The organism is Longicatena sp. 210702-DFI.1.196 (assembly GCF_020563125.1).
Classification (GTDB): Bacteria; Bacillota_I; Bacilli_A; order Erysipelotrichales; family Erysipelotrichaceae; genus Longicatena; species Longicatena caecimuris.
Genome location: NZ_JAJCPX010000005.1, coordinates 100903 through 125392 on the forward strand (window position 1 = coordinate 100903; position 24490 = coordinate 125392).

The following is a 24490-nucleotide window of genomic DNA, read 5'->3' on the forward strand; positions in this document are numbered from 1 at the left end:
TTTATCATGAACATCGTAAAAAAACTAGGAAGTTCGCCATTATCCAAACAGTTTTGCCAATATTGTTTTGGAACGATATTTTGGCAAAGCGCTGGTTTCGCCTAACAAACGCTTTACGATACAGTGAAAACAACTGTATAATTGGCTATCCTTTCGTCTTGTTAAAGGTGTTCCATGATTGTTTGCACGTATCATTTCCTCATCTTCAAACACATATCCTAAAAAATCCACTGCTAGCCATGACTTTGCTTCTTCTAATGTTATACAGATGCCTTTTTCAATAAGTCTTGGCTGCATGCGATTCACGATAAAAGAAATTTCTTCCATTCCTTCTTTCATTAGAATACCAATGACACGATCAGCATCCTGCAATGCTGTGACATCTAATGTTGTGACAACAATTGTCTTTTTGACACAGGCAATGGCCTGTAAAAAGCCACTTTCAATTCCAGCCGGAGCATCTAAGAGCACAAAATCAAATTTCTGCTTCAACGCCTCAACGATATGAGGCAACTCATGTTTTGGAAATTGATCAATATGGATAGTCTTACAGGCAGGCAACAAATATAAATTCTCTTCCCGTTTATCCTTGATGATGGCTTTTGCCAACGTACAGCGCCCATCTAACACATCCTTTAAATCAAAAATGACCCGATGTTCTAAACCAAGCATGATATCTAGATTTTTCAATCCCAGATCCATATCAATCATACAAACCGTAAAGCCTCTTTGAGCTAATAATGTTGCGATGTTTATGACGGTACTACTTTTCCCTACACCGCCTTTTCCGGAAGTTATTGCAATTGCCTCTCCCACATTCTCTCCTCCTTTAGTTGTTTCAGTTTCACTGTGCAATGCTCATAATAAACCTCTGCTGGTGAAAAAGATGTCAGATTTTGAAAGCGACTGTCACAGATGCGCACATTCCCTTGCATAGCTGAAACGTATAATTGACAATGGGCATGCAAAAGGTCCACACTCCCATACATATTTCCTAACACATACAAAGAAGCTTCGCTCACAACATAAGCCTGCTGTTCAATGGTGCCTAATAAAAGGATTGGCTCATGAAAGTGATAATGCTCTCCATTCCCTAACGTTTTCTGCAAAATCTTGATTCGCGGTTTTTCTGTTTCTACATTGCAGCCTTTCATGATGATATGACATTGTTCACAAACTTGCAAAATAGCAAGAAATTGCGCATCATTGATCTTTGGCAAATGAAAAAAGACTGCAAGCGCAGATGTATGGAAAATACTACATTGCAGCAGTCTATGATGTAATTCTTGTAAGCATGCATCAAAATCGTCAAATTCGACAAACACATGATAATCCTTATTTATTCCTTTGATTTTAATCTGAACCATTCGACCTTTTCCCCTTTTCGTATCCGACGGGCTTTCATTTCCAGATAATCGTCTTTGATTTTGATCAAATAAACAATGACCATCGCTAAGATAGCATTCGCAAGTAGGGTCAATAATTCATAGCGTTCTGCCCAAAGTGTCAAAGACATTTCTGTCATTCGCTGAAAGCTCATGTAGAAGTATATCAAAAGGTCTTTGACGAAAATTGTCACAATTGCTAGAATTAACGATTCTATTAAGGTATCGGTCATATGCTTGCTCCAAAGATGTAGCAGGCAGGCAACCAGAGTATAAACAATTGCATAAATCAGAAATGTATTCGCAAAACAGAAATCATAGATCATTCCACAGCCAAAGGCAAACAAACAGGTGTCTATCAGATTAAACTTGCGAACAGTGAGAATCATTGCACAAAAACCCAAGTTTGGAATAAACATCAATGTATCTACCAAATAAGAGTTGGGAAATAAAATCATCAAAACTTCATCGATTAGAAAACAGAAAACAACAAAGAGAAGATGTGTCATATCACTTCTCCCCCTTTGCGCCTGTAATTACACGCACCAACGTGAATTCTTGAAAATCATCAACCGGACGTACATAAATAGTCTGTCCACTTTGATTACTTAAAGCTTGAATAGAATCGACATTACCAATCAACAAGCCGCTAGGATATCCTCCACCCATGCCACTTGTAATGACCTGCATGCCTTCCTTCACTTTATCCGTATCATCATATAAATATATGACATACATGCCACGCTTGATATCATAACTTTGCAATACGCCATCAACACTTGTCTTCTTATCAATATTGATCTTAATGGAAGCTGTCGTCGTCTTGTCTTCACTCGTTAACAACTTCACGACACTGGTATGATTTGACACACTGGCAACCTTGCCGATCATACCATTTACCGATTCGACTGCCATGCCTTCCTTAACACCATCTCTTTTTCCAATATCGATGGTAATAAGATTATTCCAACTTGCCTGATCACGGGAAATCACATGTGCCCATGTCATGGTATATTTATCTTCGCTCTTTTGCAGTTTCAAAGCCGCTTCTAGTTCTGTGTTCTTACGGCGTTCGTCATCATATTTTGCCTTGTAAGAAGGATTTTGGCTAAGTTCATAGCGTAGTAAATCATTTTCTTCCTTCACGCTCCACAAATTTGCCAAATCTTGCAGCCAATCTTTTGCGGTCATTACCGGATGATCGATCAGCGCATATTTCAGCATACTGATGCCATCATAGCCTAAATTGCTTGTTAGCGTACCACTCATGCTTTTCAAAAGAACACCCAATGCCACAAAGGCCAGGATGATTCCGATTACTATTTTCTGAAGTCGATTAAATTTTGACATCTTATCACCTATTTCGTACCTCTCCATTATAAAGGGTAAAATGAAATAGTTCAATCCATAAGTCGTTTTTGTCGAAAACTTATGTACGTATTCCGTGCAACGATAATATGATCAATCAATGGAATCGCTACCATTTTCCCAGCCTCTTGAATAGCCTTTGTTAATGTGATATCAGCATCACTTGGTGTTGCATCGCCAGATGGATGATTGTGAACGCAAATAATCTTTGCACAGCCTTGTTGCATCGCCTCTTTAAAGATTTCTCGTGGATGGACACTTGCAGAAGTTAATGTGCCCATAAACATAGTACGATAACATAAGACATGATTTCTCTGATCAAGAAACAACACTAAAAAATGTTCTTGTTTAGCATAGCCGATTTCCTGATTCAACCATTCCAAAATATCCTGTGGTTCTTCAATTTGTTCCTTATGCATCACTTTATCAAAAGCAATGCGTCGGCACAATTCAAAAGCGGCATTCAATTCAATGGCTTTTGCTTTTTTAATGCCTTTGATACACATAAGCTCTTGTATACTGGCATTTCCCAGTTCTCCAAGTGTTGCTTTTAATGCTAACACCTTATCTGCCAATTCTAAAGCACTTAGCGATTGCGTACCGCTTCTGAGCAATAATGCTATTAATTCTCGGTTACTCAAAGCGTTTACTCCATACTGAATCGCCTTTTCACGTGGCCGCTCTTCTTCTTTTAATTCTTTAACTTTCATCTTTGATCCTTTCCAGTACTTCACCATATTCTTTTTTATCAATTAGGGTAGCCAACTTCGCATCCGTAATGGTTACACTTTTTTGAATATAGTTGTACTTCTTCTTTTTCAACACAGACTCTACCTTCTTTGTTTGTTTCTCATCAACATCAACACCACAAACAACCGCCGTTGTCTTTCCTTGTTTCCAAACATAAGATGATATGCCTTCCTTTTTCAGCTTTTGTTGCATATCGTCAATACTGTCTTGCTGTTTGTATAACCCCACCTGCACCATATATAATGTCCGTTTTTGTGCTTCTGCATCGGACAGTGTTGTAAACAGTGCATAGTATACGATGGAAAATACTATTGAAAACAATACTGCAAAAAACACAATTAATCGTTTATTCTCCATATGCCTTACCCTCCTACCCTTGTATATGTGTTTTGTGCATGAGAAAATGCCGATACGACAGAAACAGACAAAGAATCCCTTCCGTATACATATACGACGCAATCATGCAAAAAACGTAAAAATTGCGCACATATTTCACCAACAATTTTTTATAAAGGTTATTCCTTACAAGACATATCGTAGAAAGTAGTAAATTCTTATTGACATTTATTTGAAAATAAGTAAAATAATAAAAGTAACCTTGGAGCGTTGGCCGAGTGGTTTAAGGCACCATCTTGGAAAGGTGGCGTAGTGAAAGCTACCGTGAGTTCGAATCTCATGCGCTCCGCCATGGAAATTATCAGCCCCTACTACCGTAAGGTAATAGGGGCTTTTTTTACTTCAGCGTTTTCGTTTACGATGCTCTTTCATCACCGCAAATAACAGCCAACAGCCTAAACCAATAGCTGTAATATATCCGATGAAACCTAATGCCGGAATGCCAAATACTTTTGGGGTCATCTGTGTAGTACACAGTAATGAACTAGCCATTAACAACCCAGCACTGACAATACCAACAGTCAGCTTATTCACCATATGATTAATAGCAGTCATTGGTACATCACTGCCCATGACATCTAGATTAATTTTTAAACGTCCTTTCATAACCATTTGCATGACTTCATATAACTGAATCGGCAATCGCATGCCATAAGTAGTTGCATCATACAATTGTTTGCCATTTTTGGTCAGTTCTTTTTTTAGGTCCCACTTTTTTACCATCTTTCCTGCCACATGATTTGCCGCTATAGAAATAATGTTAATACTTGGATCTACGATTACCATAGTGCTTTCTATCGTGACTAGCCCTCTTGCGAGCATGCTAATACCTTTTGGCATCGATATTTTATGCTTATGTGCAATCGTAAAGATTTCCTGTATCGCTACACCAAGATTGATTTCTGCCAATTCCATTTGTAGATAACGGCGCATAAAGCTTTCCATATCATCATAAAACAAGGCATGATCAATTTTAGCATCATGGATACCTAAAGCCAAAACGACATCCACTAGTTTCTGGGTATCATTATTGCCAATCGCCATGACGGCGTTTTTCATTAAATCTTTATCTTGCTTGCTAAGCATGCCCATCATGCCAAAATCAATCCAGACAATCTTACCATCCCGAATACGCAAATTGCCCGGATGTGGATCAGCATGAAAAAATCCATCATCTACAATCTGTTTGATATAGTTTTCTGCTAACTTAATCGCGATTTCTTTACGGTCATAGCCTTCTTTTTCCAAAACCTCAAATTCATCGATTTGTAAGCCATTAATATATTCCATGACTAAAACACGGCTCGTGCTGTATTCCTCTTCTATCTTAGGAGCACCAATATATTGAATGTCCTCATTAAGGGCAGTAAAACGTTTGGCAAATTTAGCTTCGTTAAGAAAATCCATCTCCTCTTTGGCAGTATGCCAAAATTCATCTAAAACGATATTAATGTCTACTACACTGCCTAATATTTCATTGAGATGTAAAAGTTTACTAGCTCTTCGCACTAATGAAATATCACGTTCCATGGTCGCATAGATGTTGGGGCGCTGTATCTTAGCAACAATGTCTCGTCCATCCTTCAGTTTGGCTTTATGAACCTGAGCGATTGAAGCACTACCTAAAGGCTGTACATCAAAGTCTATAAAAACATCTTCTAGATCCATCCCATATTCTTCTTCGATGACATTACGTACCGTTTCCATATCCATGGGAGCAACATTATCTCGTAGTTTGATAAGTTCTACGCAATATCGCTCTGAAAACATATCCTGCCTTGCTGACATGATCTGTCCGATTTTGACAAAGGTAGGGCCTAGATCTTCTAAAATTTCACGAAATTTTATTGGATCGACACCTTTCGTAATCTGATGCTTTTTTAGGATACTAATGATTTGAGCAAGTCGGCGTTTACTGCTTAGACTCTTATTATTTGTCTTCTTCATCACTCTTTGCTTGCAATTCTTCAATCTTTTCTTTAATTGCCGCAAGTTCTTCCTTGCTCACCTTTTCCAGATCTTTCTTAATACCTTCTGCATCTACAGGAGTACTTAGCTTTTCTTTGACCGCATGTTTTAGTTCTTCATTTAACACTTTTCCCTGCTCTACAGTCAATTCACCTTTTTTAACTAGCTGATCTACTAATTCTTTTGCTTTTTCTGCTGTTGTAGCAGCTGCACCGATTCCGGCAAGAAATACTTTCTTTACATCATCACTAAAATTCAACATAGTAATACATCTCCTTTGGATATTTTTTATTACTTTTATTTTACCACGTTTTCTATGCTTCGGCACAAAGGAAATACTTTTTTCCTTCTGAATGATCTGCTTTCCGTATGATATGTTCCATCTTTTCAACAAAGCCTTAGAAATAGTAGACTTTTCCCTATCTTTTCGTTAAAATGAAACTGGTGATGAACATGAGGAAATATGTTTCTTTCATAAAATTTCTTGATCATGCACATATTGCTTATAACGAGGTACGCATCGTGAAACAGCCATCTTATCTAAAACGTTATTTCGAGCAATATAAAGCATATTATAAATTATTTTTGATTGGGCATAATTATGCGGGTGAGTATGAAAAATTGGAAGAAGATCTCAAAAATGTGACAAGCAAATTAACATAATTTGTCTTTTCTTTCATTCAATGTTAAAATAAGCTGCATTGGAGGCGATAATTTGAAACGATTTCGATGGATGGCAATCATCGTAGCTATGCTTATGGTATGCGCAGGCTGCAGTGAAAAAGAAAAACAACCGACACCAACTGATGTAACCAAACAATTTCTGACAGCAATCCAAAAGCAGGATGAAACAGCTTTAAAAACATCTTCTCAATGGAATCTGGCAAGCATGAAATCTTTACAGATGCAAGATGAGGATTATATAGATGGCATTGATCACGAATTGCAAAAAGCTGCACATGATACGATGTATGGATTTCAATTCACGATAAAAAAGGAAACCATAAAGGATAAAAATGCACAAGTCGCTATAATCTTAAAAACAAAAGATATTCGTAATGCTGTAAAAAAAGGGATGAAAGAAGCAGAGAAGAAAGTGGAAAAGCTCAGTAAAGATAAGAACTTTTCTGATCAAAAAGCCCAACAAGAAATACTTACCACGTTATATACTTATATTCGTGATAGTAAAGAAGAAAAAGAGCAAACTGTTACTATTTCCTTACAACAAAATGATGGTGTATGGATCGTGAAAAAGGAAAATCAAGAGTTGGAAAAAGCATTATTAGCTAACGGTGAAGAACTGATTCAATTGATTCAATAAAACAAAAGGCTGTGACAGCGGAGAACATCCGTTATCACAGCCTTCATATTATCTTAAAATCCCATTCCTACCTCTTCAGGAACGCTGGCATTACTTGCCCGTAAAACTCTAACTCCCAGCGCCTTGCACACTTGTAAAAAGTCCGCTTGCAAGCCATCATCCCCATGTTGATACCGATAAGCCATGATTGTATCATGTTCAACATAAATAGCTTTCTCTTTTAATATTTTCGCTAATTTATGAAATGTATGATCCATAGAAAAACTTGGTTTTATCTGACAAATCTTAATCGCATCAAACCCTGCAACCCCATCAAATAATTGACTTGTTAACAAGGCGTTCATAGTTTCATAATAGCGACGATATAAGAAATTAGCATTATACTTATTCCACATCATCTCATAAGATTCATTCCATGAAAAAGCAACATTATCAATAAATTCAATATTGCCGACAAAAACATCATATGGATACGCTTGCTTCAACTGCTCAAGAAAACGTTCGTGTTGCGGCAGATAACTGACACATAGACCGAATTTTATTGCTATTGGGAACTCCTCTTGCTTCATTTCATCAATAAAATTTTGATATTCACAAATAGAGCATTTGGTTATATTATTATACCATTGATTCTGACATGGATAAGTTGCCCGTATTTCCTGATACAACAATTCACATTCTTGAAACTTATAGGTTGGCTCTAACACATAAAGCTCATCAATGTGTTTCTTTTGTGCTACCTTGCTATATTCCATCAACAACGCTTTGCTGTAGGATCCCTGTAAAGATACATGTGCATCTATCATATGCTAATACCGTATCTTTTTAATGCGTCCAAAACCAATCGTGCCAGGTCCGGCATGAGACATAATAACCGCTTTAAACACTTGCTGTTCTACCGGTTGATGAATTACCTCTTCCAATTGAAGCTTTAATTCATTGCTTACCTCACGATTATCAGCATCAATGATCATCCAATCATATTCTGCCGGATCAATGTCCTTTATAACATAAGCAATTCCCTCTTTGTATGCTTTTTTCAAGGTACGTACTTTATCTACTAAATCAATTGCCCCATGTTCAACCTTTAGCAATGGTTGAATTTTTAATAAACCTGCTAACGCTGCAGCAGCTGGCGAAATTCGGCCGCCATTCTTTAATGTCGTCAAATTTTCTGGGATCAAAACGGCAAATAGGCTGCCTTCCTTCTCCAGTTTTTCTTTTACTTGTAAGCTTGTATATCCCTTTTCAAACATCTTACGGGCCGTTTGCAACATTTTGACAACAGGATAACAAACATATTCACTATCTACTACTATGACTCTTCCTTCATATGCATCAGCCAGTCCGATAGCAACATGGCAAGTTCCGCTTAGTGCTTTTGATAAAGGTAAATAAAATACTTCATCGTATGTTTGCAATAAGTCATCCCACATCCGCGTAAGATCTCCGATGATGGGCTGTGCTGTTTTTACCTGATCACCATTCTTTAATGCCTGAATGATATCTTTGTCAAATATTGTCTCTTCTTCAATAAATTCTTTTCCGTTCATGCTGATCGGCATGCGGATGACATGAATATCCAGCTCTTTTGCTTGTTCTTTGGTGATATCTGCGCTGGAATCACACATTAATGCTATCTTTTTCATGGAATCACTCCTTACGTGCAATTATAGCAATTTTACTTTAAAATCACAATACAGAATTAAGAATTACAATGTTTTCAAGGGCAGCCTCTTTGAGCTACGTCATTTCTTCTTTCTTATTTTTACGACACGTACCGTTTATCCCCATCGTCCGCGCATAAAAAAACCGGCGATGCCGGTTACCTGTTCTTATATGGGGCGGACGATGGGGATCGAACCCACGCATGACGGGACCACAACCCGCTGTGTTAACCACTTCACCACATCCGCCATGATTTCTTTCATCAGGCGAGTTATATTATATCTTATCCCTTTTTATTTGTAAATAGTTTTTTTAATTTTTTTATAAAGACAGGAATGGAATCGTAAAGTCCATTCCTGGTGTTTTCTTTAAAACGGTTGGGATCTTCGCTTACACCTTACTTTTTCATCCAAGTTATCAACCTTGAGTTGCATCACAAAAGACCGGTTAAACCGGTCTTCACTGCGCCTTAATGTAAAACAAAATACTGCTCATACCATAATAAGAAAGAATAGACTGTATAAATCTTACGCTGATAATTTCCTAAATTATTTTTATGATCTTCAAGCCATTGTAAGATTAACTTCTGGTTGAAGAACTCTGCCGCATATGGTTTTTCAAACATCGTTTTCACTTTTGCATAATACGCTTCTTCTCGCAGCCATACACGCAATGGAACAGGAAAGCCCATCTTTTTACGTTTGCCCCAATCACTTGGTATATTTTTCATAGCCGCCATACGGAACGCACGTTTGCTTTCTTCGCCTTTTATACAATATTCACTTTCCAGCGATTTTGCTAAGTTCCAAACTTCTTTATCTAAGAAAGGAACACGCAGTTCCAAGGAATGTGCCATCGTCATCTTATCGGCTTTTAATAAGATGTCATGAGGCAACCATAAGTGCATATCTAAATACATTTTCTTATGTAGGTCATCTTGTTCTTTTACACGTTCAAAGTAAGGTCGTGTAACATCCTGATAGCATAAAGCTGTTTTATAACCATCTGCCATGACCTCATCCGCATCTTCATTATCCATAATAAATGCCTGCCCGATATAAGAATCCTCCAAAGAAGTAGCATTGCGTTGTAAAAAGCCCATACCTCGTTTTTCAGCTCTGCCTTTTGCCCAATGCCCTAACTTTTTGCGTAATGCAGCAGGTACGATTTTTTTATAAAGTTCATCATTTTTGTTTTCTTTATAAGCATCATATCCGCCAAACAACTCATCGGCACCTTCACCACTTTGTACAACTTTCAGATCCTCCACAGCCATTTCAGATAAATAGAATAAAGGTACAGCCGATAAATTGGCATGAGGTTCATCTGAATAATATTGCACCTTTGGTAAAGCATCGAAGAAATCTTTTGAAGTTAATGTTTTTTTCTTGTTTTTCAGATGTAGTGTCTCACATAAATCTCTAGCATGGGTCGTTTCATCAAACCCTTGTACTTCAAAACCAACAGAATATGTTTTATCCGGACGTAAAACAGATGCAATATAGCTAGAATCTACACCGCCGGATAAGAAAGAACCTACCTCAACATCAGCTATCTTATGATAAGCAACAGAATCCTTGACACTTTGATGAATGCACTCTACCGTTTCTTCTAATGATCTTGACGTTTCCTCAAAGGCAAAGGTAAAATAGCGTTTCACCTTAAAGTCACTGCCATCATAGGTAAAACATGTACCTGGTTCTAATTTATAGACATCTTTGAACATTGTTTCTTCTAATGGATTGTATTGAAAAATCAAATACATTTTTAAAGCATCTTTATTCACCGCTTTGTGAAAAGCTGGATGAGGTAAGAAAGATTTAATTTCTGAACCAAATAATAAGGTGTCGTTCATCTTAGCATAGTAAAATGGTTTAATGCCAAATTGATCGCGTGCGCCAAACATCGTATGTGTTTCCTTATCATAAATCACAAAGGCGAACATACCTCTTAACATCTTTACGGCATCTTCACCATAGGTTTTATATGCCTGTAAGATAACCTCTGTATCGCTATGTGTCGCGAATGTACAGCCATGTTTTTCAATCAGTTCTTTGCGAATATCCTGATAATTGTAAATTTCTCCATTGAATACGATGACATGTCTGCCATCCTCACTGTGAATAGGCTGAGAGCCTCCTTCTAAATCGATAATACTTAAACGACGAAATCCCAATGCTACATGATCATCTAAAAATGTTCCATCACTATCAGGGCCACGATGAGCAATACATTCACCCATCGCATCTAATATCTGTTTTCGATCGTAATTACCAAAACCGTAATAACCCGTAAATCCACACATTGTTAACACCTCTTTACGCTATTTCATGCGTTATCTTCCAGTATCCTGTTTGTCTCATATAGATAATTCTTTTGAATAAGACAGGAATCTTATTTATTATAAAGGATGTACAAACGTTTCTCAATAGCTGATTGCAAGAAAGCTATTAATAATTCTGAAAATTGCGGATACTGTTGTATACTTTTACAATTTGTACAAGGAAATCGATGCGTTTAAGAAAAAAGGACAAGCGCAATGTCATGTCCTATTGTGAAATGCTTCCTATTTGATTCTACCATAAAGAGGTTTTTCTTTTCTCTTCGATCCATTTGCATCAATCAACAAGCTTCGTATTATGGAGCACTACTTCCTGCAACACCTCGCCAATTGGATCATGAATTACGATATCTGCTTGATCATCCATTGCTGTTACCGCTTTATTTAACAGCACCAAGGTCTTACCTCGAAAATAACGCAATAACCCCGCAGCCGGATAGACAACTAAAGAGGTACCACCGATAATCATCACATCTGCATTGGCAATCGCTGTCACAGCTTCCTCCATTACTTGCATATCTAGTGATTCACCATACAACACTACTTCTGGTTTGATGGTATGATGACAGTTCGGGCATTTAGGAATGCCATCTTTTTGCTTCAGCATATCCTCCAATGTAAAAAAACTATGACAACTCTGACAGCGATTACGATGTATGCTGCCATGAAGTTCTAACACTTTTTTACTGCCTGCTTTTTGATGAAGTCCATCAATATTTTGGGTAATCACAGCATCTAATTTCCCCAATGCTTCTAATTTTGCTAAAGCGAGATGTGCTGGATTTGGCTGCGCATTCGGATAGACCATCTCATGAAAGTAAAAATCATAAAAAGCTTCTGTATGCTCATAAAAGAAATCATGAGATATCATTGTTTCCGCAGGATAAGGATATGTTTTTTTGCTATATATACCACTTTGTGAACGGAAATCGGGGATATTACTTTCTGTGGATACACCAGCTCCACCAAAAAAGACGATATGTTTATTTTCTTCTATAACCCTTTTTAATTTATCATACATATTTATGCTCCCTTTCGTATTTGGATATAACTGCCTTCTCTGGTTTTAACAACAGCGATACCTGCCTGAATATTTTCCTTTAAAATTTCCACATGGGAAATGATACCAATCATGCCTTTGCCTTGTGTCATTGTCTGCAAGATAGCCAATGCGTCCGCTATGCTATGCTCATCCAGAGTACCGAAACCTTCATCAATAAACATACAATCAAAACGGATTCCGCCATTCCTTGCTTGTACGACCATGGATAGTGCTAAGGACATGGCTAAGGATACTAAGAATTTTTCTCCTCCACTTAAGGATACCACATTTCGTGGTTCCATGGAATAGGTGTCAAAAATAGATAGCTCTAAGCCATATTTGCGACTTCTTCCAGTTGTATCATCATTGCGAAAAATCTGATAGCGACCTTCATGGATATGGGCTAACAGCTTATTGGCTTGGGTGGTGATGTTATCTAATAATACCCCTAAGACATAGCGTTCTATGCCAATGCCTTGATCTCCGCGCATTGCTTTTACAAAGTGCTGCATGCGAAGATAATCTGGTTCAACAATTGCTAATTCTTTCATTTGATTTTGTAATGCAGACAAAGTGCGCGCATAGATCTTTTGTTCACTTTGTCTTTGCGCTAAGCATTCCTGTATTTGCAACAGTTCTTCCTTAAGTTTAGCATCTTGTGCAACAAGTTTATCTAGATCAAGCCATACGATCTTGGCCAAGTATTCTTCTTGTTTTCGTATTTCTTCTTCTAAATGAGCAAGGTTCAAAAAGTAACGTTCAACCTCACTTGCACTGTTTTCAATATCCGTATCAGATGGCATTGTTTCCAGTTCCACTATCTTGACCTGTTGTTTGACAACTTCTTCTTCCAGTTGTTCTTGTTGTTGCTGTAACTGTTGCTGCGCCTGTCTATATTCCTGTTCGCTGGTCTGATAATGTTCAATAGCCTTATTGTATTCAATGATGCTTGCTTCCCTTTGCTGAAGCTGTAGATTCTTTTGCTCTTGTAAGTATTTCAGACTCTTTTGCTGTTGTTCATATTGCGTCTGTAACTGCTTTAAATCTTGTTGTGGAAGTCGCTTTTGTAAGGCAGCTACTTCTGCTTTGGCCATTAGATAGTTTTGTTGCTTTGTCTGCTCTTGTAAAAGGGAAGCTTCCAATTGTTCTTGTCTTTGCAAAGCACTGGATTGTAATACTTGTAACTTTTGCCGCCTTTGGCTCTGCCTTTCTTCTGCTTTAATTAGCTCTTTATACTGCTTTTTGATCTGGTGATATTCTTCCAAAAGGAACGGTTTTTGTAATAATTCCTGTATTTGCGTTTGAATATCCTTAAGCTGTTTCTTTAACAAGGCATAGGCAGCTTGTTGCTTTTCTTCTAAACGATACAGTTGTTCTTCCTTTTGCTTTCCTTCTTCCAACTGTTGTTTCAAAGAGCGAAGCGTAAGCAAATCAACGGCGGCTTTTTGTGCTACATATGGTTTTGGATGATGAAAAGAACCACAGACAGGACATGGCTTTCCTTCCTGCAAACTTTCTGCCAACTGTAAAGCACTGTGTTCTAAAAACTGCTGATACAATGCATCATGTTGCTGCTGCCGTTTTTTTAAAGTTTCCTGTTGTTGCTGATACGCAGATTGCGCATTCATCCATGCCTGTTTCTGCTTGTTCATCTGTTCTTGTAACGCTGTTTGTTTTTGATAACGTTTTTCTGCTAGCACGTAATACTGCCAATCTGCTTTGAGTTGTTCATGTTGCTTTGCTTCTTGTTCAAACGCTTGTATTTCTTGCTGCAACAACTGCTGTGTCTTTTGTAATGCCATATTCTTTTGCTTCCATTCGATATTCTGTTTATGTATTGCCTGGTATGCTGTTGCCAGCTGTTCACTTTGTTGTTTTTGCTTATCAAAGGTTTTTAACAACCGCAGTTGCTCTTCGCACTGTAGCAATTGTTCTCTTGCAGTCTGTATTTGCTCTTCATAGCCCTGAATGCTTTTATTTTGCTCATCCAAACAAGCATATTGCTGGCTAGCTTTCTGTTTTCTGTCCTTTGCCTGTATATATTGTGCTTCACGTAATTCCTTCGCTTTTTGCAAGCGCTGCATTTCCTGATACATATGCCGCAGTTGCTGCATCTGCTTCCAACGCAGTACCTGCTCTTTTTGTTGCTTCATTTGCCCTTCTTGTTGCTTCTCTTTTTCATATTGTTGTTGTTTCAGCTTATAGTCTTCTTTCCAACGATGATATTCTTTCTGCTGTAAAAGATCCGCTTGAACGTTTTCCTGCTGCTGTAAAAGTGCGTTTTTTTGTTCATTGTCCTGTGCAATCTGTTCCGTGAGCGAAGCATAGGTTTGCTGTGCTGCTTGCATGCTTTCTTCATTTAAAGAACGTAAATCCGCTGCCATTTGCTGTTTTAAAAGATCTAAGGCATTCCGTTTCTGATTCAGTTTATCTGTAAGCCATCCATTTATAGAGCTCCAGCGTTCCATCTGAAATAATGTTTTCAGGATATCTTGCTTCTCTTCACTACGACTTGTTAAAAATTGTTCAAATTTTCCTTGTGGCAAAAGCATCACCTGCACAAATTGTAAATAGGATAAACCAATCAGTTCTTGTGCCTTTTCTTCGACACTACGCAATTTAGGATTCTCAAAGAAAGGATGAAAGCAACCATCGATCATTTCACCAGCATCGACATTCACTTTATATGCCTTTTCTTTATTTCGTTTGGTGCGAACTTCAACACTTCGAAAAAATCGATATTCCTTCTCCTTGATCGTAAACGTAAAATCAACAATCGTAGGCATTTGCTCAGAAGCAAAGCGAGAACGCATACTTTCCAGATCTTCCCGCTGTCCACCGCTGCTCTTTCCATATAAGGCATATGTCATGGCATCTAACAACATCGTCTTGCCACTTCCGGTTTCTCCTTCCAAAAGAAATAGGCGATCCTTCATAAATTGTGTAAAATCAATTTGCTGTTTCTTTACATATGGACCAAATGCCTGTACTTCCAATCGTTTTGGCAGCATTCCCTACACCTCCTCAAGCATAGACAGACCCTCTTGCAAGAGCTGAATATCTTCATCACAAAGAGTTTCCTGAAACATGTCTTGAAAGTAGCGTTTCACGATATTGACATCATTTAATCCATCTAGTTGCTCAACATCCAATGAAATTTTACTCTTTATCTGCTCATTTTTCCCACTCAACTGTAAAAGTCCTGGATAATGTTCCTGAAAATAAGTCAGCATTTCATACGATACACACACATCTAACAATTGCAATTTTACATAGCCCTGTGGATATCCGTCATCAACTTGTCTTAGCTGTTGCAGATATGATAAGCTGCCTTTTAGAACATAAAGGGGATGTAAAGGTTCTATGGTACGTGCATATACCTTTTGATTGCATGTATCATATAGTAGCACCTGTTTCTGCTGTTCAGCTTCTGAAAAAGAATACGGCAATAATGATCCACTGTAATATACATGTTCCCCAACCTTTTGAGGACGATGAAGATGTCCCAAAGCTACATAATCAAATTCTTCAAATAGTGTGGCAGGCACCAGATCACTGCCTCCTACACGAGCAAATCGATCACTTTCACATACACTGGAGCCCGCAATAAAAGCATGCGCTATTGCAACATGGCATAAATTTTTCTCCTTATGCAGATGAATATCTTCACAAATAATACGAAAAGCCTCTTCTTGTGTTGCACATGGTTGTTCATACACTTGAGCTACCTGTGCAGGATGTAAATAAGGAATTGGATAAAACATTGTATCTTTGATCCGTAATCCTTTGACCTTCTCTTCCAACTTGCCATAAATATGCAGTCCCATAGGTGCCAACAATTCTGCACAGGTAGCCAGGCGAACAGCCGAATCATGGTTACCGGCAATTACTATGACCTGCTTTTGTAATTCTAAGCATAACATGCTCATACAACGATTATAAAGTTCAATCGCTTCTTTGCTTGCCAAGGTCGTATCGTACACATCTCCAGCAATTACGATTACATCCACATCTTCTTCCATAACGATTTTCTTTATTTGCCATAAAGCATATTTTTGATCTTCCAGTAAAGATACCTTATGCAAATCAATGCCCAGATGCCAATCCGCCGTATGTAATATTTTCATTGTGATACCCCGTTTCCTTTTATTTCTTCGCATTATTTTCGTCTAGTAAATCAAGATGCCCTATTCTCATATTCTATTTGATAGCATTTTGATATTATATGCAAATAGGTATTCCTCTTTCTATTTGCTACCAGCTTACATCGTTTGACCCTTCTATAAAAAATTGAAAAAAGATGGCGAAAGATCCTCTCACACATCTTTGTGAACTACGCATTGTAAAAAGCTGAGGAAACGCGGTCATTTTATCACGAACCATTTAATTTTCATTAGGATTTGCCTGCGTTGCGTTTCCCTTTTCTAATGTAAAATCAACACTGTCATTAATATCCTCAAAAGCCCAGCGGATGGAAAATTGCTGATACTCGACTGGATATTCATACCATTGGAATTCATATGTTGTTTTCGCGATAATCATTCCATTTTCTTCTTTATATTTCGTATCAATATAATCCATACGATTATAATTAATCGTATCATCCAACATGATCAATTTGGGCACCTTAACCGGATGTTCCTTTTGATATTGATATGTTAGTGTTACTCTAGTACGTCCCTCTTCCTGCTTCACCTGTTGATCAAAACGAACGACATATTTCACAAATACATTTATTGTCTTTTTGATTTCCTTACCATTTGCCTGTGTAATGATCAAGGTAAAATCATTATCCCCTGTCGTTAAGCCATAGCTATCTCTTGGTAAAGTCCAAGAGCTATAGGAAGATACATCAATGGGATTATCCTTTGAATGATACAAATGAACACTTTCGATTTCAGTTTTTCCTGCAGAATAGCTCCAATGGAAATGAATTTGATCATCCATGCGATTATAGGTTCCTAAAAATTCGGTAATCATAGCATCTTCTTGCGTAGGTTCTTCTTGTGTCGGTACATCAATCGGTGTATTGTTTTTCTCTACTAATTTCTGGGTTAGGATATAGATCGTTAAAGATAGGATGATTAGCAATAAGACACTCAGCAGTAATACAAAAAATTTGTTTCTGCGAATAAACCCTTTTTCTTTATCCATACGATCTCCTCCTGTTCATGTTTTTATTTATTATACTGTTTTTTGGTGAAAAAAACCACTCTTTCTCATGCCTTTACAACAATTCCCTTAGCTTTTCCTAATAATGGCAGACGGCTCTTAAGAAAAAAAAGCATCCGTAATGGACACTTTTTCAGCCTATTTTGTCGGAACTAAAGGCACGACAATCCCATGATATGTTTCGTCAATATAGTTTTTCACATCTTCTGTATTTAAGGCATTGATCAATGCTTTAATTTTCTCATCATCTTTATGTGCTGTTTGTACAGCGATGATATTGCCATATGTTTTTGCAGCCTCACTGTCTTTTGATTCGGTTGTAAGAACATTTTCACTGATTTTGGCATTTAAAGCATTATTCCCATTAACAACGGCATAGTCAACATCTTGAATGCTGGCTGCACATGTTTCTGCCTGCATCTCGATAATTTCGACTTTAACATTATATTTGGCGATATCGCTCTTTGTTGCATCTACACCTTTTCCATCCTTCAAAGTGATGATGTTATTATCCGCTAATAATTTTAAAGCACGTCCACCATTGGTAGGATCGTTAGGTACTGAAATTTTCATACCATCTTTCACTTCATCCAATGATTTATGATTTACCGAATAAATACCGATTGGTTCAAAGTGAACAGAGAACACACTTGTGATCTTATCTTGAGCACCCGCTTTTTTCGCCCAATCATCCATATATGGTTTGTGCTGGAAGAAGTTTGCATCCAGATCACCATCTACTAATGCCTGATTTGGTTTTACATAGTCTGTGAATTCCGTAATTTTCACCGTATAGCCTTCTTTTTCCAAAGCCGGCTGAATATGCTTAATAATTTCTGCATGAGGTGTTGTACTAGCACCAATACGCAATGTCTTATCTTCCTTACCTGTATCATCACTTTTTGCGCCGCAGCCTGCAAGTAAGACAACAGCTAAGAATCCTGCTACTAATTTTTTCATTGTTTTTTCCCTCTTTCTTTCTATTTTTTTATATTTCATCCAAACCTGCCTGACAGGTACAACACATTCGACAGATTCGGCTTCCTTGTTTTAATATATGTTTCATATTTCACCTCTAATGGGTGGTTTTCCGGATTAAGATATTTCCTACACCCTGAATCGTTGTCGTAATCAACAATAAGATAATCACACAAACATAAGTCACATCATTTTGCATACTATTATAACCATAGCGAATAGCAAAATCACCGATGCCACCACCGCCGACAGCACCGACCATGGTGATCAAACCAATCAGTGAAATCAAGGTGATCGTTGTTGCACGTATAATGCCAGGAATACTTTCTTTCAAATATACCCGAAAGATAATTTCCATTGGCGAGCTTCCCATTGCCTGACTGGCTTCAATTAATCCGCGATCGATTTCAGCCAATGCACTCTCTACCTGACGGGCAAAAAAAGGAATCGTTCCTACCATTAAAGGAAACAAAGCTCCGCGCAAACCAATCGTCGTTCCCGCAATAATGCGTGTCATTGGCCCTAAGAAGAAAATCAAGATAACAAAGGGAATCGCACGAAACAAATCAATAATTTTTCCCAAAATGAAATAAATCACTTTATTCTCTAAAATATCACCACGTCTTGTAACAGTTAAAATAACACCAAATAATGTACCAAAAATAAAGGATACAGCACCGGTAATTCCCAACATGATAAAGAAGTCAAGAATGGCTTGCCAGAATTCCGGAAGTTTATTCATAATGTTTGGAATTAAATCATTTAGTACTTCTAACATTCTTTCAGCACCTCAACTTTCACATCATGTTTTTCCATATAAGCAATTGCATTTTGAATATCTTCTTTTTGGCCACCAAAGATTACAACCAAATCTCCTAATGGGCTGTCTTTGATGATTTCTACATTGCCAAAGATGATATTCGTATCCACATGGAAATCACGGGAGATTTCGGATATTAACGCCTTCGAAGTATTTACCGCATCATAATTTAATTTCACTAGATGCTGTCCTGGTTTTAATTCTGTTAATGCACTACCCTCATCTACCATTTCGTAAATACGGGATATATTGCTTGTAGTCGCAATGAAATCTTTGGTTACCTTCGCCTGTGGTTTACAGAAAACTTCTAAGATATTTCCTTCTTCTATGACTTTACCTTTTTCCATTACCGCAACACGGTCGCAAATTTCTTTTATAACAGCCATTTCATGAGTAATCAAAACGATGGTAATCCCCAGTTTTTCATTTACCTGTTTTAATAATTTCAAAATGCTCTTCGTCGTTTGCGGATCTAAGGCACTGGTTGCCTCATCGCATAATAAGACCTTTGGATCATTTGCCAAGGCCCTGGCAATTGCCACGCGTTGTTTCTGTCCACCGCTTAACTGTGATGGATACGCATCTTTTTTATCGCCTAAATCGACTAATTCTAATAATGAAGTGATTTTCTTATCCATTTCCTCTTTTGATAAGCCACTCCCCTTTAATGGAAAGGCGATATTTTGATATACGGTACGTGAACGCATCAAGTTAAAATGCTGAAAGATCATACCGATTTTCTTACGCACCTCACGTAATGCCTTTTCACTCATTTTCGTCAATTCCTCGTCGTCAATCCAAACTTTGCCGTTGCTAGGGCGTTCCAACAGATTGATACAACGTACCAAGGTCGATTTACCGGCACCGCTGAAACCAATGATGCCAAAGATTTCACCATCCTGGATTTCCAGATTGACCTCTTTTACTGCATGCACATCACCGGAAACGGTATCAAATGTTTTACTGACATGCTCTAAACGAATCATCCAACTACCTCCTTCTTATAAAAAAAAGCTCTCATCCATTAGGACGAAAGCTTGTGCTTATCGTGTTACCACCTAAATTCACCCATCTTTTGCAAGATAGATCTCATCAAGTACGCCTTCAAACAGAAAGTTATACTCTATCGCTGTAACGAGCGAACACGTCATAGCCTAAACGTTCTTCGACCATGCGACTCCAAGACCATTTTCAACAGCTTCGCTTTATCCTCTTGCACCAAATGAGAACTCTCTGAGAAAGTATACACTGTCTACTCTTCTTTTCTACGTCATTTTGTTTACGTGAATAATGTTACTTTATTTTCCTAGATTCGTCAAGTGAAATAAAACAAAATTCTGAATTATTCCAAATAAACGCTTCTTCAAACGTTTTGTTTACTGTCACACATAAGATTGCCACCAATATAGCTTTCGGATAAAACGAACCTATTTCAATTGGAAAAACCATATAGCGAGACACTTTGCTCATACCAACAAAAGCATATACGACACAATAATGATGTTGATTCACTCTTATTTCATCGTACAACACAGAGGAAAGTTCCTGTCACTAACCAGTATAAGAAGTAAACAGCATTGACTCCAAAAATAATGACAAAGAAAAAATTGCTTTTCTTTCGAGTGTAATAAAATTGCGCCAAATTATATAAAAACATGCCTATTTGGGCAAAGCTATGAAGATAATAATAGCGATCTGTATATGGCGGCCCTATAAGCCAAACCACAACATCATATACAATCAACACACTCATAATAACACGAAAGCTCCATGAACTGGAACGCTCATCCAAATAGGTTATTCGCTCATCACCATGCTGATTCTCTTTGCGCGCTTTCTGCAATAGCTCTTCTTTCTCCATGTCTTATTCCCCTGTCATTCTCCTATGATGTAGTATCATCGTATCCTTTATCAAACGTCAAATAAAGTTTAGCACATTTTAAAAGCTTATAGCAAGTGTACTTTGCATAACGCCATCCTTACACCCTTATGCATTGTTTACAAAAGACACATAAAAAGATAATAAAAGCAGCTATCTAGTTGTCGAAAGTTTTCTTATATCCAACAGCAAAAGAAGCATCGTCTAGCACAGAGAGAAAGCAAAGCTTATGGAAAAATCTTAGCCAAAGCAACATTTACCTTATTTTCACAAATAATAAAGAAAAGCGATTTGCTATAGCTGTAAATGCAATGCAACTAGCTTTAAAGAACTCTGTAATATAAAATCCGCCCCTAAGACGGATCTTACCCTATTTTATATTTAAGCTTGTACGTTTTCCCCTCACTTTCATCATCAAAATATTCCGTATAGCTAAAGATGATTTTTTTGGCTGTAGATGAAATGATAAAGATCAAAGAGCCATATATTTCTTCCATTGGTTTTAACGCATATTCATCAGGAAGCTGATTTTTTACACCAAAATAATCCTCTGCTTCGAATGGGCCTTCCTCATCAAAAGTTATCATAAAGTCATCCTTGTACATATTTAATATTTCATTTGTTATATTTTTGATGCGGACATGCAGCATTAGAAACTGCGCTTGCTCCTCAACTACAAAATCTTTTAATTCCTTACCCGGTAATTCAATTTTTGTCACCTTGCAAGTAAAAAAGATTGTTTGAAATTCATTAATGAGAGCCTGATTAGGACAATAATCACCTGTCAGAAGCACATTCTGTTTTTCCTTTTCATGTTGTATGATTTCCACTTGTTTTCACCTCTCTAACATACTATATGACGAAGAGCTGAAAAACTGTCGAACTTTGTGTTATATGAGCAGATTTGGATAGATGCGGACACCTTTCTTCACGATTTGCGTTATATGATTCTCATATAAACCTTGAAACAGATGTGATAAAGAATTACCATGACAAATCAAGATATCCGCCTGTTTTCCTTTTTTTAATACACCAACATGGGGTAATTGTAGCGCTTTAGCAGGATAGCATGTCAATGCCTTTAAAAGCAATAAGGCATCCATGCCCTGCTTGATATGTAGCAACTGTGCCAGCAATAATGGATCCTGCATGATGAAATGGTTATCTCTGGTACTAATACAAAACCGTTTTTTGGTATATTTTGTTGATGCTTTGATAATAGCATTCCCATATAGAATAGGATAGGTCAATGCTTGTTTGGGGACAATATCCATTTCAAGAAAGGATTGTGCATGGCTATCCATCGCCATCGTTAAGACCCCATGCTGCATATACTGCATGCGATATTCTTGCAACTTTCTGGTTTTATTCCATTCATCACATGCAGGGTAAACTGCATCAGTTTCAATAAATGCTGGAATCGCAAAATGACTGCGTCCTTCTAAGATTCGCGTATCTTTATCCAAAAGATGTGTATAGCTTCCCTCACCGATTTCCAATATGACATCATGATGCATTGCCAAATAGGCGTGTGAATAAATAACATCTTTTTGTTTAATTGTTTGCATAGTATAAATTTTCTCAAGATTTGTAATGAGTAACGTTGCTTTTTTCTTCATGAATTCTCCTTATAGACTTCTCTTATTATATGACAATTTCACACAGAAAGAAAAGTAAATTATGATATAATTAAACAAGTAAAGGAGGGATGTTATGTTTGATTGGCTAAAAAAACACTTCGAGAAAGAGAATCCAGCAACAACCCCAAAAACAAAGCCTGTAATCCTAACAATTCATGGCTATGGAAGAAGACGTAAACATGAATTTGATAATCTTGCCTTATGGGGTAAAAAAGATGGATATGATATCGTCCAGTTTGATATGTATGATTTATTTGATGAAGAAGATCATGATTGGATGTGCTGGGTACAACGTGCAAAAGATCAGCTAGATCAATATAAAAAAACAAATCGCGATATTTACCTAGTGGGCTTTTCTATGGGCGGTGTTATAGCTTCTTATTTAGCCGCTATGGTACCTGTAAAAAAATTAGTTTTACTTGCGCCGGCATTTAGCTATATAAATATGGATATGATTACGGATGCGATCACCAAATCGGCAATTTCTTTATGGACCAATGATAAAAAAGAAGAAATACAACTTCCCCGTTCCTTTTATAGTGCTTTTAGTGAACTCATTAAAAACCTTAAAAAGTATATTACAAAGGTTGATTGCCCAATCTTATTTCTACATGGTGATGAAGATGAAGTTATCTCAATCAAAAGCTCCATAAATGCATACGATAAAGTCCCACATGAACGTAAAAAGCTCATTATTCTTCACGAAGGACATCATCGTCTTTTGATGGATGAAAAAGTAAACTGGGAAGCTTATCAAATTATGAAATTATTTTTTGATGATCATCTATTAAATGAACAAAAAATAGAGATGGCAGAAGATATCATGGATAAGCTAATTGAAAAGAAACATCGCTTGGATGCTGAAAAAGAAAACTTAAAACAAGTGACGATACATGAGGAATCGGTTACATCGTAATCGATTCCTTTTTCCTTAAAGAAGTGATCATGTAAATAATATTATAAAGAAAAGGAAGGATGTCCTTCCTTAACTAATATTTAATATATACTTTTCTAACGGTACTATAGGAACCAAAAACTTTGCTGCCTAAAGAATCTGTTTGATAGGCCCGTACCTTAACATAATACGTTTTCTTTATTTTCATATTGCTCAGCGTTTTTGAAGTGGCACTGGTATACAAGCTTTTGGTTGTACTTTTCGTAAACTTTGAACTCGTGGAATACGTAATCTGATATCCCTTTGCGTAGGTTACCTTACCATATTTCACACTTAGTTTCCCTTTTGCACTATTTTTTAATGTTGGTGTTTTTCCCTTACCTACACTAAGCTTACTCCATCTTGCATACAGTTTCTTATTGCCCGTACTACCTTTCTTAATGGATGTCACTTTATACTTATATTTACTGTCACTGTACCATCCCTTAAACGTATAGCCTTTCCGTGTTGGACTTTTTAAGGTAATCGTATTGCTGGTTACCGTATAAGAGGATGGATTCTTGCCATTTTTCCCACCATTCAGCTGATAGCTAAGTTTATAGGTGTTTTTGCTCCATTTCGCATACAGTGTCTTATTTCCGGTACTGCCTTTCTTAATGGATGTTACCTTGTATTTATATTTACTATCACTGTACCATCCCTTAAACGTATAGCCTTTTCGTGTTGGACTTTTTAAGGTAATCGTATTGCTAGTTGCCGTATAAGAGGAAGGATTCTTACCATTTTTCCCACCATTCAGCTGATAGCTAAGCTTATAGGTGTTTTTGCTCCATTTCGCATACAGTGTCTTATTTCCGGTACTGCCTT

The 24490-nt window shown here is 37.3% G+C and carries 25 protein-coding genes, 2 tRNA genes and 1 other annotated feature; of the genes, 4 read left to right on the plus strand and 23 right to left on the minus strand.

Annotation, left to right across the window (positions count from 1 at the left end):
• Positions 1-39 precede the first annotated feature (39 nt).
• From minD to LI241_RS04030, 6 genes are read right to left on the minus strand one after another with little or no spacing between them, the layout of a single operon-like run.
• Positions 40-816 (minus strand): septum site-determining protein MinD, encoded by a 777-nt coding sequence (gene minD, locus LI241_RS04005; protein WP_008687926.1) that lies wholly within the window; start codon positions 814-816, stop codon positions 40-42.
• Positions 795-1367, minus strand: coding sequence for a hypothetical protein (locus tag LI241_RS04010; protein WP_008687924.1), 573 nt, complete (start codon positions 1365-1367; stop codon positions 795-797). Before LI241_RS04010 ends, minD begins: the two co-directional genes overlap by 22 nt.
• Positions 1340-1894, minus strand: coding sequence for a hypothetical protein (locus LI241_RS04015; RefSeq protein WP_008687923.1), 555 nt, complete (start codon positions 1892-1894; stop codon positions 1340-1342). Before LI241_RS04015 ends, LI241_RS04010 begins: the two co-directional genes overlap by 28 nt.
• 1 nt (position 1895) lies before the next feature.
• Positions 1896-2735: a rod shape-determining protein MreC gene (gene mreC / locus LI241_RS04020; RefSeq protein ID WP_008687921.1), complete on the minus strand. Its 840-nt coding sequence runs from the start codon at positions 2733-2735 to the stop codon at positions 1896-1898.
• Between the two features lie 50 nt (positions 2736-2785).
• Complete coding sequence (gene radC / locus LI241_RS04025; protein ID WP_008687920.1) at positions 2786-3463, minus strand: DNA repair protein RadC; 678 nt, start codon at positions 3461-3463, stop codon at positions 2786-2788.
• Positions 3453-3860: an SPOR domain-containing protein gene (locus LI241_RS04030; RefSeq protein WP_008687918.1), complete on the minus strand. Its 408-nt coding sequence runs from the start codon at positions 3858-3860 to the stop codon at positions 3453-3455. The genes radC and LI241_RS04030 overlap by 11 nt, the downstream gene beginning before the upstream one ends.
• Before the next feature lie 243 nt (positions 3861-4103).
• On the opposite strand from LI241_RS04030, the gene LI241_RS04035 reads away from it, so the two are divergent.
• Positions 4104-4191 (plus strand) — tRNA-Ser (locus LI241_RS04035).
• Positions 4192-4241: 50 nt separating this feature from the next.
• On the opposite strand, the gene LI241_RS04040 is transcribed toward LI241_RS04035, so the two are convergent.
• Together LI241_RS04040 and LI241_RS04045 are read right to left on the minus strand one after the other, a co-directional pair.
• Positions 4242-5846 (minus strand): AarF/ABC1/UbiB kinase family protein, encoded by a 1605-nt coding sequence (locus LI241_RS04040; protein ID WP_008687916.1) that lies wholly within the window; start codon positions 5844-5846, stop codon positions 4242-4244.
• Positions 5830-6129 (minus strand): phasin family protein, encoded by a 300-nt coding sequence (locus LI241_RS04045; RefSeq protein WP_008687914.1) that lies wholly within the window; start codon positions 6127-6129, stop codon positions 5830-5832. Before LI241_RS04045 ends, LI241_RS04040 begins: the two co-directional genes overlap by 17 nt.
• A 260-nt stretch (positions 6130-6389) precedes the next feature.
• Between LI241_RS04045 and LI241_RS04050 the strand changes: the two genes are divergently transcribed.
• Together LI241_RS04050 and LI241_RS04055 are read left to right on the plus strand one after the other, a co-directional pair.
• Entirely contained in the window at positions 6390-6530 is a 141-nt protein-coding gene (locus tag LI241_RS04050) for a hypothetical protein (protein WP_226896977.1), read from the plus strand.
• Between the two features lie 52 nt (positions 6531-6582).
• Positions 6583-7188 carry a hypothetical protein gene (locus LI241_RS04055; protein ID WP_008687911.1) on the plus strand — a complete coding sequence of 202 codons (606 nt, stop codon included), beginning with the start codon at positions 6583-6585 and terminating at the stop codon, positions 7186-7188.
• Positions 7189-7241: 53 nt separating this feature from the next.
• On the opposite strand, the gene LI241_RS04060 is transcribed toward LI241_RS04055, so the two are convergent.
• From LI241_RS04060 to LI241_RS04125, 14 genes are all read right to left on the minus strand, one after another.
• The gene (locus tag LI241_RS04060) at positions 7242-7994 is read right to left on the minus strand and encodes a histidinol-phosphatase (protein ID WP_008687909.1); all 753 of its coding nucleotides are present in this window, start codon (positions 7992-7994) and stop codon (positions 7242-7244) included.
• Between the two features lie 3 nt (positions 7995-7997).
• Positions 7998-8837 (minus strand): DegV family protein, encoded by an 840-nt coding sequence (locus LI241_RS04065; RefSeq protein ID WP_008687907.1) that lies wholly within the window; start codon positions 8835-8837, stop codon positions 7998-8000.
• Positions 8838-9028: 191 nt separating this feature from the next.
• Positions 9029-9104 (minus strand) — tRNA-His (locus LI241_RS04070).
• Positions 9105-9325: 221 nt separating this feature from the next.
• The gene (asnB, locus tag LI241_RS04075) at positions 9326-11161 is read right to left on the minus strand and encodes an asparagine synthase (glutamine-hydrolyzing) (protein WP_008687905.1); all 1836 of its coding nucleotides are present in this window, start codon (positions 11159-11161) and stop codon (positions 9326-9328) included.
• A gap of 313 nt (positions 11162-11474) precedes the next feature.
• Entirely contained in the window at positions 11475-12218 is a 744-nt protein-coding gene (locus tag LI241_RS04080; protein WP_008687904.1) for an NAD-dependent protein deacylase, read from the minus strand.
• Positions 12219-12220: 2 nt separating this feature from the next.
• A complete protein-coding gene (locus LI241_RS04085) occupies positions 12221-15250 on the minus strand; it encodes an SbcC/MukB-like Walker B domain-containing protein (RefSeq protein ID WP_008687902.1) in 3030 nt (1009 codons plus the stop codon).
• Between the two features lie 3 nt (positions 15251-15253).
• Positions 15254-16366: an exonuclease subunit SbcD gene (locus LI241_RS04090; RefSeq protein WP_008687901.1), complete on the minus strand. Its 1113-nt coding sequence runs from the start codon at positions 16364-16366 to the stop codon at positions 15254-15256.
• 256 nt (positions 16367-16622) lie between these two features.
• A complete protein-coding gene (locus LI241_RS04095; RefSeq protein WP_008687900.1) occupies positions 16623-17393 on the minus strand; it encodes a hypothetical protein in 771 nt (256 codons plus the stop codon).
• Positions 17394-17549: 156 nt separating this feature from the next.
• The gene (locus LI241_RS04100; protein WP_008687899.1) at positions 17550-18371 is read right to left on the minus strand and encodes a MetQ/NlpA family ABC transporter substrate-binding protein; all 822 of its coding nucleotides are present in this window, start codon (positions 18369-18371) and stop codon (positions 17550-17552) included.
• A 115-nt stretch (positions 18372-18486) separates the two neighbouring features.
• The gene (locus tag LI241_RS04105) at positions 18487-19167 is read right to left on the minus strand and encodes a methionine ABC transporter permease (RefSeq protein WP_008687898.1); all 681 of its coding nucleotides are present in this window, start codon (positions 19165-19167) and stop codon (positions 18487-18489) included.
• On the minus strand, positions 19161-20195 hold the full coding sequence (locus LI241_RS04110; RefSeq protein WP_008687897.1) for a methionine ABC transporter ATP-binding protein: 1035 nt from the start codon (positions 20193-20195) through the stop codon (positions 19161-19163). Before LI241_RS04110 ends, LI241_RS04105 begins: the two co-directional genes overlap by 7 nt.
• 36 nt (positions 20196-20231) lie before the next feature.
• Positions 20232-20486: a binding site (T-box leader), on the minus strand.
• A 242-nt stretch (positions 20487-20728) separates the two neighbouring features.
• Complete coding sequence (locus LI241_RS04115; RefSeq protein WP_008687895.1) at positions 20729-21070, minus strand: DUF6442 family protein; 342 nt, start codon at positions 21068-21070, stop codon at positions 20729-20731.
• Between the two features lie 383 nt (positions 21071-21453).
• Complete coding sequence (locus LI241_RS04120) at positions 21454-21918, minus strand: hypothetical protein (RefSeq protein WP_008687893.1); 465 nt, start codon at positions 21916-21918, stop codon at positions 21454-21456.
• Positions 21919-21978: 60 nt separating this feature from the next.
• On the minus strand, positions 21979-22707 hold the full coding sequence (locus LI241_RS04125) for an amidohydrolase family protein (protein WP_008687890.1): 729 nt from the start codon (positions 22705-22707) through the stop codon (positions 21979-21981).
• A 94-nt stretch (positions 22708-22801) separates the two neighbouring features.
• Between LI241_RS04125 and LI241_RS04130 the strand changes: the two genes are divergently transcribed.
• The gene (locus LI241_RS04130) at positions 22802-23644 is read left to right on the plus strand and encodes a carboxylesterase (RefSeq protein ID WP_008687887.1); all 843 of its coding nucleotides are present in this window, start codon (positions 22802-22804) and stop codon (positions 23642-23644) included.
• Between the two features lie 73 nt (positions 23645-23717).
• On the opposite strand, the gene LI241_RS04135 is transcribed toward LI241_RS04130, so the two are convergent.
• On the minus strand, positions 23718-24490 hold a 773-nt coding region (locus LI241_RS04135), incomplete at its 5' end, for an InlB B-repeat-containing protein (protein ID WP_227151016.1).